Genomic DNA, 14,877 nt, shown 5'->3' on the forward strand with positions numbered 1-14,877 from the left:
CCATGCGCAGCAAACTTGCTGAACGGCTCAGCGCCCCGGGCGTCCGCTTCAAGTCCCTCCCGTGGGGATCGCGTTTTGCCCTGTTGTTCCTCGTGGTCATCGCCCTGGCGGCGATCTTCGCGCCGGTCATCGCGCCGCACGATCCCCTGGAAACGTTCATTCCAGCACAAGCTCCGGACGCCGACCACTTCTTCGGCACCGACCGCCTCGGCCGCGACGTCTTCTCCCGGCTCCTTTATGGCTCACAGTCGTCGCTCATGATCGGCCTCGGCGCGGTGGCCCTCGCGATCGTCATCGGCGCGGTGCTTGGCTCGCTCGCCGCGACCTCCAGCAAGGCCGTCAACGAGATCATCATGCGGCTCATGGACATCCTCATGGCATTCCCGGGGATCGCCCTCGCAGCCGTGCTGTTAGCGGCGTTCGGCAACTCGGTACCCACCATCATCGTCGCAATCGCCATCATCTACACCCCACAGCTCGCCCGCGTGGTCCGCGCCAACGTGCTCGCCCAATACGGCGAAGACTACGTCCGCGCCGAACGGGTGATGGGTGCAAACCGCCCCTACATCCTGCTCAAGCACATTGTCCGCAACACCGCCGCCCCGGTGCTGGTTTTCGCCACGGTCATGGTGGCCGACGCCATCATCCTCGAAGCCTCGCTGTCCTTCCTCGGCGCCGGTGTCCAGGATCCGGCGCCCTCGTGGGGCAACGTGATCTCCTACGGCCGCAACCTGGTCCTCTCCGGCGGCTGGTGGGCAACGACCTTCGCCGGCCTCACCATCCTGCTCACCGTGCTTGCGCTGAACATCCTCGCCGAGGGCCTCACCGACGCCATGGTGAACCCGAAGCTGCGCAAGGCTCCCGTGGTGAAGGACGACGACGGTGCTGCCGCTGCTTTTGCGGGCGCGGCGGTGGCTGGTGCCGCCATCGATACCGAGATCGCGACGTCGGTGGCCCAGCCATCCGTCGTGGAACAGCACGAGCTCGACGGCGTGCGGGCCGCCAACGGCGATCCGCTCTCCGAAGAGGACTACGCGGCGTCGGTCCTGAACGATACTCGTGTCCTGACCAATCCGAGGCTCGCCATAGCGAATCCGCACGCGCTCCTCGACAAGGAACTCGAGCTATTGGCTTCCATCGAGGCGAAGCGCACGGACCGGCTCCCCCAGGTCCCCGCCGACGCCAGGAACGTCCTGGAGGTCAAGAACCTGTCCATCCGTTTCCCCGGCCGTTTCGGCGAAACCGCGATCGTGGACAATGTCTCGTTCACCGTCCGCGAAGGGGAAACCATGGGCCTGGTGGGCGAATCCGGTTGCGGCAAGTCCATCACGTCCCTCGCGATCATGGGCCTCCTGCCAAAGACCGCCGAGATCACCGGTTCCATCACCTTCGATGGAAAGGAACTCCTGGATTCCAGCTCGAAGCACAGCAACGCGAAGGCCTACCAAGGCCTGCGCGGCGAACAGATCGCCATGGTCTACCAGGATGCGTTGAGCTCGCTCAACCCGTCCATGAAGATCAAGGAGCAAATGACGCAGCTGACCAGGCGCGGCGGCCGCAAGTCCCCCGCCGAGTTGCTGGAAATGGTAAAGCTCGATCCCGTCCGCACGCTCGCCAGCTACCCGCACGAGCTCTCCGGCGGCCAGCGCCAACGAGTATTGATCGCCATGGCGCTCTCCCGCTCGCCGAAGATCGTGGTGGCAGATGAACCCACCACCGCCCTCGACGTCACCGTCCAGAAGCAAGTAGTGGAGCTGCTCAACGAACTTCGCGAACAGCTCGGCTTCGCCATGGTCTTCGTCAGCCACGACCTCGCCTTGGTTGCCTCCCTGGCGCACCGGATCACGGTCATGTACGCCGGCCAGGTGGTCGAATCCGCGCAGTCTTCGGAGCTCCTGCAGAACCCGCGGCACGAATACACGCGCGGTTTGCTGGGCGCAGTCCTTTCGATCGAGGCCGACGCCGTCCGCCTCCACCAGATCCCGGGCACGGTCCCGTCCCCGCGCGACTTCGCTCCCGGCGACCGCTTTGCGGCACGTTCGTTGAGGCCCGACGCCGACCCGAACCAGCAATTGGTCCTCGCAGTTGTTGAACCCGCCAGCGGCGGAGCCGACCGCGACCACTACTGGGCCAGCCACCTGAAGGAGGACGCAAAGTGAGTACTTCCCAACGGGACATCCCAGCCGGGCCGGTCATCGAGCTCAAAGACGTCAAGGTCCACCATCGGGCCCGCACGGGCAGCCTCTTCCGGCCCAACATCGTCAAGGCTGTCAACGGCGTCGACTTCAGCATCAGCCGAGGCGAAACTGTGGGCATCGTCGGCGAGTCCGGCTGCGGCAAGTCCACGCTCGCTTCAGTGCTCGTGGGACTCCAGGCGCCGACGTCGGGCCAGGTGCTCTTCCACGGAAAGCCGGCCATCAAACGCAACGCACGGATGCGCAAAGAATTCGGGCGTGCCGTATCCGTGGTCTTCCAGGACCCGGCCACGGCACTCAACCCGCGCATGACCATCCAGGACATCCTCAGCGACCCCCTGCAGGTGCACGGCATCGGCAACGCCGCGTCCCGCTCGGCGAAGGTCAAGGAACTGCTGGCCCTCGTCGGCTTGCCGCAATCGGCTGCCGAGGTCACGCCGTCGCAGGTTTCCGGCGGCCAGCGCCAGCGCGTGGCGATCGCCCGTGCCCTCGCCCTGGACCCGGACATCATCGTGGCGGACGAGCCGACGTCGGCCCTCGACGTGTCCGTCCGTGCCCAAGTCCTGAACCTGCTGTCCGACCTGAAAACCCAGCTGAACCTCGGCATGGTGTTCATTTCGCACGACATCCAGACCGTCCGCTACGTCTCCGACCGCATTTGCGTCATGTACTTCGGACAGATCGTCGAGGAAGGCCCGGCCGCGCAGGTCTTCGACAACCCGAGCAACGACTACACCAAGAAGCTGCTCGGCGCCGCGCCCAGCCTGCTCCACACCTAAGTTTTTCCCATTCAGATCCAAACAACGGAGATTTCTGTGTCTACTCAGTTCCAGGGCGTCATTCCCCCGGTCATCACCCCCCGCCACCCAGACGGCCGCGTTGACACCGCGTCCCTGAAGAACGTCACCAAGCACCTGCTCGACGGCGGCGTGTCCGGCCTCTTCGTGTTGGGCTCCTCAGGCGAGGTCCCCTACATGACCAACGAAGAGCGCGAACTCGTCGTCTCGACGATCGCCGACGCGAACGCCGGTGCGGTGCCCCTGATTGTGGGCGCCAACGAACAAACCACCAACCGCGTCATCGAAGAAGCACGCAAGGTTGTTGGCCTTGGCGCCGACGCAATCGTGGTCACCTCCATGTACTACGCCATCGGCAACGCCCAGGAGACCGAAACCCACTTCCGAAGCATCCACGCTGCCGTAGACAAGCCGATCTTCGCCTACGACGTCCCCGTCCGCACCCACTTCAAGCTGCCAACCGACCTCCTGGTGCGTCTCGGCCGCGACGGCGTCATCGCCGGCGTCAAGGACTCCTCCGGCGACGACGTCTCCTTCCGCCAACTCGTCCTCGCAGCCAAGGACATCCCCAACTTCGACATCTTCACGGGCCACGAAATAGTCGTGGACGGCGCCCTCCTCGCCGGCGCCCAAGGCGTAGTCCCCGGCCTCGGCAACGTCGACCCCGCCGGTTACCGCCGCCTGTTCGACGCCACCCAAGCCGGAGACTGGACCGCCGCCGCCGCCGAACAGGACCGCCTGGCCGACCTCTTCGACATCGTCTACACCCCCAACGGCCGCGTCTCCGGCGGCGCAGCAGGACTAGGCGCCTTCAAGACGGCCCTCCACATCATGGGCATCATCGAATCCAACACCATGAGCGCCCCCATGCTCTCCCTGAACGCCGAAGAAACCTCCGCAATCCGGACGATCCTCGAACGCAACGGCCTGGTCTAGGGAGGCGGCGCCGGCTCGCCTGAGCGGGTTTCCGTCACTTGGGCTGCCGGGCTTCACTTTTGTGGGTTGCCGGACGTCGCCTCAGCCTGTTGCCGTGGTCGGGTCGTGCCGCAGGACCAGTTTTGCCGTCCCTTAGCGTTCAGCCCCTCCCCAAGCCTCGCAAGCTCGGCTCGGGCCCCTGAGGCTTCTCTTCCTCCCGACGCCGCATTACCGTCGCTGAGCGACGTCCATGCAGCTCTGGTCGGCGATGCGGGACTACACAAAACCGTCCCTCCGCCACTAGGGCGATCGCGGAACCTTTGCGGCCGGGCCGGGATCGGCACGGGGCCGCCGGAGGCGGCAGTGAGCGGCCCGTCCCGATCGGCGAGTCGACAGCACGCTGCGTCAGGTGAGTCGACCGCCTGAGGCGCCGGGCCGGGGTCTTGCGTAGGCGCGCATCGCCGACCAGAGTCGTCTGAAGGTCGCCCAGCGACCGGAAGGCGACGTCGGGAGGTGTCTAAGCGCCGGCAAGGCCGCGGTTTGGCGCCGCCGCAACCACACCTAACCTGAGCACGGACAAAACGCACGGTCCGCGCTGACGCAACCGCAGCAAACGCGTGACCCAGCAACAATGAACCCAGCAATCGGACGATCCGGAGGACAAAAACATGATGTACGTGGTCGGGGTTGATCTTGGGGGGACGAAGACTGCCGCTGGGGTTGTGGGGGCCGATGGGGAGGTGTTGTTTTCGGAGCAGATTCCTACGCTGAATCGGGGTGGCGGCGACGCTATTTTGAGGGCTACTGCGGCACTCGTGGGGCGGCTCATGCGCCGGGCGGCAGGGGAGGGAATCGACGTCGGGCGTGTCGGCGTGGGTTCGGCCGGGGTCATCGATGCCGTGAATGGTGAAGTGGTTTCGGCGACTGATGCGATCCTGGGGTGGGCCGGGACCAGGTTGACCGCAGGTTTGGCGCAACTCCTTGGCTTGCCCCGGGGGTCGGTCAGCGCGGTCAACGACGTGCATGCGCATGCGCTTGGTGAGGCGTGGCGTGGGGCGGCCGCAGGGTCTTCGAGTTCGTTGATGGTGGCTTTCGGGACGGGTGTGGGCGGCAGTTTTGTGCTGGACGGCTCTCCTGTTTTGGGGCACCACTATGTGGGTGGGCATGTGGGGCACTTTGCTTCGCCGTACGCCTATCACGAGGGCACGGCCCTCCCGTGCGTGTGCGGGGGTTCGGGCCACGTTGAGGCGATTGCTTCCGGTCCGGCTATCCATGAATCCTTCGTCCGTTTCGGGGGCTCCCCCGAGGTACCGGACACCCGTGCTGTATTTGCCTTGGCGCAGGCCGCTACCGCTTCCGGCTCCGCCGACAGTGCTGCCGCCATCAAAGCCATCGGCGCGGGCGCGGGTGCCGCCGGGCAGGCGATCGGCGGGCTCGTCAACATCCTCGACCCGGAGACGGTAGTGGTTTCCGGGGGCTTGGCGGATGCAGGAGGTTTCTGGTGGAAACCCATGGAACGGGCCCTGCGCAAAGAGCTCATGGCCCCGCTTGCTGACACTCCCGTGCTTCGCGCGGCGCTAGGCAATACCGCGGCGATTGTGGGCGCGGCCAAACTCGTCCTGAACTGACACTCGAACACCCAAATACCCGAACACCCGAACACCCGAACACCTTCGCAAGGAGACACCACATGATCCTGACCCTCGATGGCCTCGAAGCCCTCCGCTCGCAGTTGATCGTCTCCTGCCAGGCGTACCCGGGCGAGCCCATGCGCGATCCCCGGACGACCGGCCAGGTGGCGGCGTCGGCGGTTATCGGTGGTGCCGCGGCAGTCCGGGTCCAAGGCCTCGCGGACGTCCAGTTCACCCGTGCGGCTGTGGAGGTTCCGGTGATCGGGCTCTGGAAGGACGGCCACGACGGCGTGTTCATCACCCCCACGCTCCGGCACGCCCTCGCCGTGGTGAGTGCCGGCGCACACGTCGTGGCTATCGACGGCACGCGACGCCCGCGTCCCGATGGATTGACCCTCAAGCAAACCGTTGATGGAATCCACGCCGAATCGCATGCGATGGTCATGGCTGACTGCGGTTCCTACGCTGATGCAGTGGCCGCCGTCGAAGCCGGTGCCGACTTGATCGGCACTACGCTGGCCGGGTACACCGGGGAGCGTTCCAAGACAGACGGCCCCGATCTTGAGCTTCTCGCGGAGATCGCCCGCGCCGGAATAGGCAAGCCACTCATCGCCGAAGGCCGCATCCATACCCCCGCGCAGGCCCGCCAGGCCCTCGACGCCGGTGCGTTCGCGGTCGTCGTCGGCACCGCCATCACCCATCCGGCCAGCATCACGGGCTGGTTCAAGGACGCAATGCACGCCTGACTGCCGCTAGAAACCCTGACCCGCGTCCCTGATCCCAGCCTGCCTCCGGGCGTAGGCTTCTCCCATGGCTGAGGAGAATATCCGGGAATTCGATGTCATCGTGATCGGCGCCGGGGCGGTGGGTGAAAACGTTGCAGACCGAGTGGTCCGGGGCGGGCTTACCGCGGCCATTGTCGAGGCTGAGCTCGTCGGAGGGGAATGCTCCTACTGGGCCTGCATACCGTCCAAGGCGCTCCTTCGGCCCGGAACCGCCTTGCACACCGCGCAATCCGTGCCTGGAGCATCGGACTCCGTCACGAAGATCCTGGATCCCGTGCCGGTCTTGAAGTACCGCGACTACTTCACCAACAAATGGCAAGACGACGGCGCGGTTCAGTGGCTCGTGGATACCGGCATCGAACTCATCCGGGGCCGGGCGCACATCACGGGCCCCCGCGAAGTCCAAGTGGATGGCAAGGACGGCAACAGCTACTCACTCAAAGCCCATCACGCCGTGGTGGTGGCCACCGGATCCACACCGCTCGTCCCGAAAATCGACGGCTTGCGCAACGTCCCGTACTGGACAACCCGTGGCGCCACGTCTGCACGGCAAATCCCCGGACGGTTCATAGTGCTGGGTGGCGGAGTTGCCGGCGTCGAACTTGCCCAGGCGTTCGCCCGCCTGGGCTCGACGGTCACAATAGTTGCCCGAGGCAGGCTGCTCAGTACTTTTCCCGAGGAGGCCGCCAATCTGGTTGCTGCGGGACTGCGGGCCGACGGCGTCGATCTCCGGCTTGGGACGGACACTACGCGCGTCGAACACGACCCGGACCACGCCTTCAGCGTCACCCTCGGCGACGGGACGGTCTTGAACAGTGACGAGTTGCTCGTGGCAACGGGCCGGCGGCCGAACCTGGACAACTTGGGGCTCGAGAACGTCGGGCTCGACGCCGAAGACGGCAAGGCTTTGCGCCTCACCACGGACTCGAGCGGCTTGGTTGAGGGCGCCGCCAGCGACGGCACCAGCGGGCTGTGGCTTTACGCGGCTGGCGATGCAGCGGGCGCTGCCCTCCTCACGCATCAAGGCAAGTACGAGGCGCGGGCAACCGGCGATGCCATCGTGGCCCGGGCCAAGGGAACCCTCCACGGCACCCCGAAGCCCTGGAGTGCCTTCGCAAAAACGGCCGACGAATATGCGATCCCCAGCGTGGTCTTCACGGATCCGGAAGTGGCATCCGTGGGCCCGAGCCTCAAGCAGGCCCTGCAAAAGGGCATCAACGCAAGCTCGGTGGAACTGCCCATCAACGTGTCCGGATCCCAGCTGCATTCGGAAAATTACCAAGGCTGGGCACAACTGGTGGTGGACGAGGACCGGAAGGTGCTGGTTGGCGCGACGTTCGCAGGGCCTGGAGTGGCCGAGCTTTTGCATGGCGCAACCATCGCGATTGTGGGCGAAGTCCCGTTGGACCGGCTGTGGCACGCGGTGCCGTCGTTCCCGACGATCAGCGAGGTGTGGCTGCGCCTGCTGGAGAAGTACGGCCTGTAACCCTGATATCCGTTGTGGGGCGGAGGACGCGGGAGGACAATGGCCGCATGGCCAAGCACCTCGACATCAACGGACACCCAACCTGGGTGGAAGACCGGGGAGGTTCCGGCGAACCGCTCCTGCTGCTGCACGGGGGCCTGAGCAACAGCGACGATCTGCTCAGGAGCATCGGACCGGGCCTGTCGGAGCGGTTCCGCGTGGTCGCCTTCGATCGCCGCGGACACGGCTATACGGCGGACACGGATGCCGATTTCCACTACGCGGACATGGCCACCGAGACGGTCCGGGTGCTCGAGGACGTCGTGGGCGGACCAGCCCATCTGGTGGGGTGGAGCGACGGCGGGATCGTTGCCCTCCTTGTCGCGCTCCGACGGCCTGAACTAGTGCAAAAGCTAGTGGTCATTGGTACCAATTACCACTACAACGGCACCGTCCCCTTCGACATGGACCTGCAATCGCCCATCGCACAGGAACTCGGCAAGGCCTACATCGAGCGATCTCCCGACGGGGCAGAACACCTTAACGCCGTCTTTGGCAAGAGTGTCGCGATGTTCACTACGGAGCCGACGCTCACCACCACCGACATCGCGCAAATTACCCAGCCGGTGCTCGTCATCGTCGGCGACGACGACGTGGTCACCTTGCCCCACACTCTCTCGTTGTACGAAGCCCTCCCCCAGGGCCAACTGGCTGTCGTCCCGGGAGCATCCCACGGCCTTCCCTTGGAACAGCCGGAAGCCGTTGCGGGCCTGGTAAGCAATTTTCTGGCCGCGGAAGAGCCGCCCCAAACTTTCATGCCCGTACGCCGTGCACAGCCTACCGGCGGCTAGCTTCCCAAGGGGCCGAATGATCTATTTGAACTGACTGGTCAGTTCAGTTACAATTGGGAGCAGACTACTGGTTCTGCGAAAGGTCCAATTGTGCTGTCTGCACAGCAACTCCAGATCGACGGCCGCCGGGACGATCTCCTGCCTCCCACTTCCCTCGAAGCCAGGCGCGGGGAACTCCTCCTGGTCAGCGGCGACGGCCAGGACCAGCGCACGGCACTAGCACTCGCGCTGAGCGGCCGGATTAAGCCCGGCAAAGGGCTCCTGAGCTGGGACAACTCGGCAAAGACCAAGAAGATCCGGGCCGCGAGCGCCCTGATTGACGCTCCCGGCGTCAACGAGCCGGAGCAGCACTTGAGCGTCCGCGACCTCGTCACCGAAGACCTCTCCCTCATCCCCCGGCGCTACCGTGGCGCCCTCCTCAGCAAGCCGTGGCTCAAGGTCAACCGCTTCGAGGACATCGCGGGGCTGTGGATTGAGCAGCTCCCTGCAGACCGCCGGCTCGAGCTACTGACCGCCCTGGCCCTCGCTGACCCTGCCCTCGACCTCCTGGTGCTCGACTCCCCCGACCGGCACAGCGCAAACCCTGCGGACTGGCTTCCAAGGCTTGAGCAGTTGGCGTACGACGCCGGGCGGCCGCTCGCCGTCGTGGCGGTCGTCTCTGCCCTCCCGGACAACTGGGACGGCCCGGCCGCGGTGATCGGCAACTCGATCACGCACACGGCACCCGCCGAACCGGCCGCCGAACCCGCCGACCGCGCGCAAGAAGATCCCGAAGAAGTACTCGAAACCCTGCAAAGGACCGCAAAGTGACTGTTCTGCGGCTGGCCCGCTCCGAACTCAAGCGCATGACCGGCGGGCTCCTGCCTAAGCTGACCATCCTCGCGCTGACCATGGTTCCGCTGCTCTACGGAGCCGTGTACCTTTACGCGAACTGGGATCCTTACGGCAACCTGAACCAGATCGACGCCGCCCTGGTCGTCGAGGACGCGGGAGCCCAGCCAGCCAACGGTCCGGAACTGCAGGCGGGCCAGAAGGTTGCCGACAGCCTCGTGGAGAGCCACGTGTTCAACTGGCAGCGGGTGACCACCACGGCCGAAGCCGACGCCGGTGTGGAATCCGGCAAATTCGCCTTCGCGCTGAAGATTCCGAAGGACTTCTCAGCCAACCTGGTTTCTCCCGGCAGCTTCGACGCCGCCAACCAGGCGATGCTCAACGTCACCACCAACGACGCGAACAACTACCTCCTCAGCACGATCGTCGACAAACTCACCACCGCGGTGCACTCCACCGTGGCCAAGGAAGTAGGTGAGGAAACCGCCAACCAACTCCTCACGGGCTTCGGCACCATCCACGCGTCCATCGTCAAGGCCTCCGACGGCGCCTCCCAGCTTGCCGACGGCGTCGGCAAGCTCAGCGGCGGAGCGGCAACCCTCCACGACGGCACCAGCAAGCTCAGGAGCGGCGCGTCCGAGCTTCTGGCGGGGCAAAACAAACTGCGCGACGGCGCCAATCAGCTGAACGACGGCGCCGGGCAGCTCAGCGCGGGGCTCACCGAACTGAAGAACAAGACCGCATCCCTCCCCGCCGATTCACAAAAGCTCGCCGACGGCGCCGCTCAAGTCGCCGCCGGAAACGCTCAGCTGAACGCGAAAGTCCAGGACGTCGTCGGGCAACTCTCAGCGTTCGACGCCGGGGCGCGCGACCGCGTCGTGGGCAGCACCCAGAAACTCGTGGCGAGTGGGGTCATCACGCAGGACCAGGCCAATAAGATCATGGCGGACTTCGACACTGCCGCTGCGTCCGGCCAGGTCACCGACGCCAAAGCCAGGATCTCGGCCGATGCCGCCCAGATCCAACAGCTTTCCAACGGATCGGCCGCTGTCAGTGCGGGCGCCGCCAAACTTGCGGGCGCCACCCCGGCGCTGACCGGCGCCATCGGCCAGGCCTCGGCAGGCGCGGACCAACTCAGCTCCGGCACCGCGACGCTGGCCGCGGGTGAACAGTCGGCCGTCAACGGCACCGCGGCCCTCGCGGACGGCGCAGCAAAGCTCGACGACGGCGCGGCACAGCTCGCCAGAGGTGCAGCCACGGCCGCAGACGGATCCCGCACCTTGGCGAGCGAGTTGGCGAAGGGCGCGGGCAAGGTCCCGAACCCGAACGATGCCCAGAAGAGCGAGGTGTCCAAGGTGATCGCCGATCCGGTCGCGGTCAACAACGTTTCGCAGGCGAAGGCAGGGTCCTACGGTGCCGGCCTGGCCCCGTTCTTCTTGACGCTGTCCCTCTGGATCGGCGTGTTCATGCTGGTCCAGGCCATGCGTCCCATCACGCAGCGGGCTTTGGCCTCGAACGCTCCGTCGTGGAAAATCGCCGTCGGCGGCTGGCTGCCGTTCTTCGTGGTGTCCGTGCTGCAGGCCAGCATCCTTACCCTCGTGGTGGACCTGGGGCTGGGCCTCAATGCGGCCCACCCGGTATGGATGTGGTTGTTCATGCTGGCTGCTGTCATGGCGTTCACGGCCCTCATTCAGGGCATCGTGGCTTTGCTGGGGACTCCCGGAAAGTTCGTGGTGCTGATCCTGCTGGTCCTGCAGTTGGTGTCTTCCGGCGGAACGTTCCCGTGGCAAACCACCCCCATGCCGCTGCATGTGGTGCACGAGATCATGCCGATGGGCTATGTGGTGACCGGCATGCGGCACCTGATCTACGGTGGCGATTTGTCCATGATCTGGCCGATTGTCCTGGGCCTGCTTGGCTACACTGTGCTGGGAGCCGCGCTTTCCACGCTGGCCGTCCGTAAGCACAAGTTCTGGACCCTCAAGACCCTGAAGCCGGAGATCGCGGTATGACCATGCACGAGCCGGATGTCCCCGGGCTCCCGGAGAAGAAGCTCCGCCCGGCCCGCACCAACGCGACCAAGCAGCGGCTCTTCGACGCTTCCATGGAGCTGATCGGCGAGCGCGGCGCAGCGGGCGTCACGGTGGACGAAATCGCGGCCGCAGCCGGGGTGTCCAAGGGAACGGTCTACTACAACTTCGGCAGCAAGTCCGATCTGATCGCCCAGTTGCTGCGCCACGGCGTCGACATCATGCTCGGGCGGCTCCAGACTATCGAAGGCCTGCACGCCGATCCGCTCGAGGCCATGGAAGCCATGCTCGGGCAAGCCATGGACTTCATGGACGACTACCCGTCCTTCGCACGGCTCTGGATCAGCGAGAACTGGCGGACACCCAGCGAATGGGGCAAGCTCTTCGTCGAACTCCGCAGCGAGTTGCTGGCGGTGATTGGCGCAGCCATCGAAAAGGTCGCCACCACCTACACCGTGGATACCGGCATTGCCCGGGGCAGCCTCGAGGCTGCGATGTTCGGAGCGATCTTCGTGGTGGGCCTTGACAGGCAGACGTACAACCCCGAGCGCACCCGCGAACAGAGCATAGCGGCCATCATGACCATCATGCGCGGCTATGTGCTGCGGTAACGGTATGGCAACTGCTGCGTCTTGGGGCGTGGCGCTGCCTGCCTGTCAGGGATGATTAATCCCATGCGTCACATGGGGAACAGTGGAAAGCTAGCGATCATCTCCGCTGTGGTGTCCGCTGGTTTGCTGGTGCTCCTCGCCATCACCCTTGAGGAAACCGTGATGTACGCCTTCCTCGGGGTCTTGGCGATTGGCTACTTGGCGTGCGTCGCCGAGGTTTTTGCCCGTCGAAGGTACTTCATGCTGGTTCTCGGAGCCATCTCGACGATCCTCTTCATCGCTTTCGGAATCGCGTTCCTGCGCATGTGGGGCCTCGCCTTCAACCAGGACGAGAATGCCCTGGGCAGCGCGGTCAGCACCAAGGATTCGGACATCTACTTCTACCTCGCCGCACTCGCCGGCTGCAGCTCCCTGCTGGTCTTGTTCGTGGGGGCGGTCTGGCCGTCCCGCCGTGCGAAAACGGCGGCCCGTCCGGCTGCCCGGCGGCCGGCGGCCCGTCCTGCTTCGCGTCCTTCCACGGCACCCGCCAGGCCCGCCCAGCGGCCGGCGGCCCGTCCGGCGTCGGGGACTGCGAAGCGTCCTGCGCCCCGCAGCCCGGCAGCCTCCGCCAAGCGCCCGACGTCGGGAGCCCTTCCTCCCCGATCGCCAGTTCAGCGGAGGCCCGCCCCCAAGCGTTGACTCATTTCGGGCGCGGCCACATCCCCCGGCTTCGCTCGCCGCTGCAGCACGGCGGTGGCCACGCCGCCCAGCAGGAGGAGGCCGCCGGCCAGTTCCGCCGTCGTCGGGACCTCCGAGATGAGCAGCCACGCCGCGGTCATTCCCACCACCGGGACCAACAACGTAAACGGCACCACGGCCGAACTCGGGTACAGGCTGAGTAGCCGGTTCCAGATGCCGTAACCCACCAGCGAGGCGAATATGGCGGTGTACAGGGCGCTCAGGATGGTCGCCGGCTGAAGGTTGGTGAGGGTCCCGACGACGGCGGCCGGGCCGTCCACGATGAGCGACAAGGCAGCAAGCGGCAACGGGACCACTGCTCCGGACCAGACCACGAGCCCCAGTCCCGAGGCCGCCTTGGCTTTGCGGGCGATGATGTTTCCCGCAGCCCAGGACAACGCGGCGGCAAGCACAATCATGAGCGGCACCACCGGAGCCACCAGGCTTCGACCCACCGCTACGAGGGCCAGCCCGGCGACGCCCAGCACCACCCCTGTCAGTTGGCGCTTGCTCGGCCGCTCCCCCAGGAACCTGGCCGCCAACAGCACCGTCAGGAGCACCTGCGCCTGCAGCACCAGTGACGCGAGCCCGGCCGGCATGCCGAGGGCCATGCCCAGGTAGAGGAGGCCGAACTGCCCGGCGCTCATGAACAGCCCGACGCCGATGATCGCCTTCCAGCTCACGTTCGGTTTGCGGACGAAGAAGATGCAGGGGAACACCACCAGCACGAAGCGCATGGCCACGAACAGCAGCGGCGGCACGTCCGCCGCGCCACCGCTCCCGTTACTGCCATTCCCGCTTGCGGGATGGAGGCCAAAGTCGATAGCGACGAAATTCAGGCCCCAAAGGACGGCGACCAGGACGGCGAGTGCTGAGTGTCGGATATTCACGATTCAACTCTGGCAGTCAAAAGGATGAAGCACCAGCGTTGAATTCTGCATCGGATCATGTACGTTTGCTTCATGATTGAGATTGCGGCGCTACGGGCCCTCGTAGCAGTGGAACAGCAAGGCTCCGTGGTGGCGGCATCGGAGGCCATGGGCTTCAGCCCTTCGGCAGTCTCCCAACAGATCAAGAAGCTCGAGAAGCAAAGTGGTGTGACCGTCCTGGAGCGCCACGGCCGTGGCGTGCTGCTAACCGACCGCGGCATGGCATTGGCCGAGTACGGACGCCGGATCTTGGGCGAATTGGAGGAGCTGCAGGCCACCCTGCTCGCCGACCCGGCAAGGCCGAGCGGAGTGCTTCGGCTCGTCGGGTTCTCGACGGCCTGCCGTGGCCTGGTCGGTCCGATGCTGGGGAAACTGGGCGCGGCCCAGGCTGTTGCCCCCACTTCTTCGGCCGCATCGAGCTCCGGGCTTGACGGCTCCGGGCTTGAAATCCGGGTGGTGGCCGAGGACCCGCGCGAGGCCGTCCAACGGGTCGCAACCGGTGAAGCCGATCTCGGCGTCGTGCATAACTGGCACTCAGTGCCCTTGGTGATTCCGGAGAACATGGTCCACGAGGACCTCTGCCTGGACACCGCCGACGTCCTGCTGAACTCAGCGCACCCGCTGGCCGGCCGGACCGCCGTCGAGCCTTCAGATCTGGTGGATGAACGATGGATCAGCACGCCGGCCGGGGCCATCTGCAATGAGGCGCTGCTGGCGATCCTCGCAGGCCTCGGGAGGGTGCCGGACATCCGCATCTACGACCCCGATTTTTCCACGCACATCGCCATGGTCCAGCAGGGGGTTGCGGTGGCCCTCGTGCCGAGGCTCGGCAGGCCCGAACTCCCCGCCGGAGTGGTGGCGGTGCCCGTGGTCAACCCGATGCAGCAACGCCAAGTGGGAATCGTGTACCGGAAGACCATGACGGCGAGCCCCAGCATCCGGCACGTGGTGCGCTTGCTGCAGGATGTGGCCGCGGGCCTCGACGTCGGCTAGCAGCGCCACCGGCCGCGCGAAGCCGGCCGCGCGAAGCCGGCCGCGCGAAGCCGGCCGCGCGAACTGGCAGCAAATGCCCTCTGGCGGGGGCAAAGTCATATGGTCGTAGCAACGCTCTGATTGATGG

13 protein-coding genes are annotated in these 14,877 nt (G+C 65.8%); 12 read left to right on the forward strand and 1 reads right to left on the reverse strand.

From position 1 onward, the window contains the following. The first annotated feature begins 2 nt into the window (after window positions 1-2). From QRN59_RS20870 to QRN59_RS20920, 11 genes are all read left to right on the forward strand, one after another. The gene (locus tag QRN59_RS20870) at window positions 3-2,159 is read left to right on the forward strand and encodes a dipeptide/oligopeptide/nickel ABC transporter permease/ATP-binding protein (RefSeq protein WP_284984363.1); all 2,157 of its coding nucleotides are present in this window, start codon (window positions 3-5) and stop codon (window positions 2,157-2,159) included. After that, on the forward strand, window positions 2,156-2,974 hold the full coding sequence (locus QRN59_RS20875; protein WP_284984364.1) for an ATP-binding cassette domain-containing protein: 819 nt from the start codon (window positions 2,156-2,158) through the stop codon (window positions 2,972-2,974). The genes QRN59_RS20870 and QRN59_RS20875 overlap by 4 nt, the downstream gene beginning before the upstream one ends. 36 nt (window positions 2,975-3,010) lie before the next feature. Further along, window positions 3,011-3,928: a dihydrodipicolinate synthase family protein gene (locus QRN59_RS20880; RefSeq protein ID WP_284984365.1), complete on the forward strand. Its 918-nt coding sequence runs from the start codon at window positions 3,011-3,013 to the stop codon at window positions 3,926-3,928. A 647-nt stretch (window positions 3,929-4,575) separates the two neighbouring features. Beyond that, a complete protein-coding gene (locus QRN59_RS20885; RefSeq protein ID WP_284984366.1) occupies window positions 4,576-5,535 on the forward strand; it encodes an ROK family protein in 960 nt (319 codons plus the stop codon). 62 nt (window positions 5,536-5,597) lie between these two features. Continuing rightward, the gene (locus QRN59_RS20890; protein ID WP_284984367.1) at window positions 5,598-6,284 is read left to right on the forward strand and encodes an N-acetylmannosamine-6-phosphate 2-epimerase; all 687 of its coding nucleotides are present in this window, start codon (window positions 5,598-5,600) and stop codon (window positions 6,282-6,284) included. A 64-nt stretch (window positions 6,285-6,348) separates the two neighbouring features. Beyond that, window positions 6,349-7,809 carry a dihydrolipoyl dehydrogenase family protein gene (locus QRN59_RS20895; RefSeq protein WP_284984368.1) on the forward strand — a complete coding sequence of 487 codons (1,461 nt, stop codon included), beginning with the start codon at window positions 6,349-6,351 and terminating at the stop codon, window positions 7,807-7,809. A 47-nt stretch (window positions 7,810-7,856) separates the two neighbouring features. Further along, window positions 7,857-8,639 (forward strand): alpha/beta fold hydrolase, encoded by a 783-nt coding sequence (locus tag QRN59_RS20900; RefSeq protein WP_284984369.1) that lies wholly within the window; start codon window positions 7,857-7,859, stop codon window positions 8,637-8,639. Window positions 8,640-8,729: 90 nt separating this feature from the next. Then, the gene (locus QRN59_RS20905; RefSeq protein ID WP_284984370.1) at window positions 8,730-9,449 is read left to right on the forward strand and encodes an ABC transporter ATP-binding protein; all 720 of its coding nucleotides are present in this window, start codon (window positions 8,730-8,732) and stop codon (window positions 9,447-9,449) included. Then, on the forward strand, window positions 9,446-11,482 hold the full coding sequence (locus tag QRN59_RS20910) for a YhgE/Pip domain-containing protein (RefSeq protein WP_284984371.1): 2,037 nt from the start codon (window positions 9,446-9,448) through the stop codon (window positions 11,480-11,482). The genes QRN59_RS20905 and QRN59_RS20910 overlap by 4 nt, the downstream gene beginning before the upstream one ends. Beyond that, complete coding sequence (locus QRN59_RS20915; RefSeq protein ID WP_284984372.1) at window positions 11,479-12,111, forward strand: TetR/AcrR family transcriptional regulator; 633 nt, start codon at window positions 11,479-11,481, stop codon at window positions 12,109-12,111. Before QRN59_RS20910 ends, QRN59_RS20915 begins: the two co-directional genes overlap by 4 nt. 72 nt (window positions 12,112-12,183) lie before the next feature. Next, window positions 12,184-12,789, forward strand: coding sequence for a hypothetical protein (locus QRN59_RS20920; protein WP_284984373.1), 606 nt, complete (start codon window positions 12,184-12,186; stop codon window positions 12,787-12,789). Here QRN59_RS20920 and QRN59_RS20925 read toward each other — a convergent pair. Next, window positions 12,762-13,718 carry an EamA family transporter gene (locus QRN59_RS20925; protein WP_284984374.1) on the reverse strand — a complete coding sequence of 319 codons (957 nt, stop codon included), beginning with the start codon at window positions 13,716-13,718 and terminating at the stop codon, window positions 12,762-12,764. The genes QRN59_RS20920 and QRN59_RS20925 overlap by 28 nt on opposite strands. Window positions 13,719-13,790: 72 nt before the next feature. Between QRN59_RS20925 and QRN59_RS20930 the strand changes: the two genes are divergently transcribed. Further along, window positions 13,791-14,750, forward strand: a complete 960-nt coding sequence (locus tag QRN59_RS20930; RefSeq protein ID WP_284984375.1) for a LysR family transcriptional regulator — start codon at window positions 13,791-13,793, stop codon at window positions 14,748-14,750. Window positions 14,751-14,877 lie beyond the last annotated feature (127 nt).

Origin of the sequence: Arthrobacter sp. efr-133-TYG-118, assembly GCF_030209755.1 — a bacterium.
GTDB lineage: Bacteria > Actinomycetota > Actinomycetes > Actinomycetales > Micrococcaceae > Arthrobacter.

Excerpts from the sequence above, each read along its gene's own strand:
- QRN59_RS20870 (WP_284984363.1), top strand. The coding sequence starts at position 3 with ATGCGCAGCAAACTTGCTGAACGGCTCAGCGCCCCGGGCGTCCGCTTC.
- QRN59_RS20885 (WP_284984366.1), top strand. The coding sequence starts at position 4,576 with ATGATGTACGTGGTCGGGGTTGATCTTGGGGGGACGAAGACTGCCGCT.
- QRN59_RS20890 (WP_284984367.1), top strand. The coding sequence starts at position 5,598 with ATGATCCTGACCCTCGATGGCCTCGAAGCCCTCCGCTCGCAGTTGATC.
- QRN59_RS20895 (WP_284984368.1), top strand. The coding sequence starts at position 6,349 with ATGGCTGAGGAGAATATCCGGGAATTCGATGTCATCGTGATCGGCGCC.
- QRN59_RS20900 (WP_284984369.1), top strand. The coding sequence starts at position 7,857 with ATGGCCAAGCACCTCGACATCAACGGACACCCAACCTGGGTGGAAGAC.
- QRN59_RS20915 (WP_284984372.1), top strand. The coding sequence starts at position 11,479 with ATGACCATGCACGAGCCGGATGTCCCCGGGCTCCCGGAGAAGAAGCTC.
- QRN59_RS20920 (WP_284984373.1), top strand. The coding sequence starts at position 12,184 with ATGGGGAACAGTGGAAAGCTAGCGATCATCTCCGCTGTGGTGTCCGCT.
- QRN59_RS20930 (WP_284984375.1), top strand. The coding sequence starts at position 13,791 with ATGATTGAGATTGCGGCGCTACGGGCCCTCGTAGCAGTGGAACAGCAA.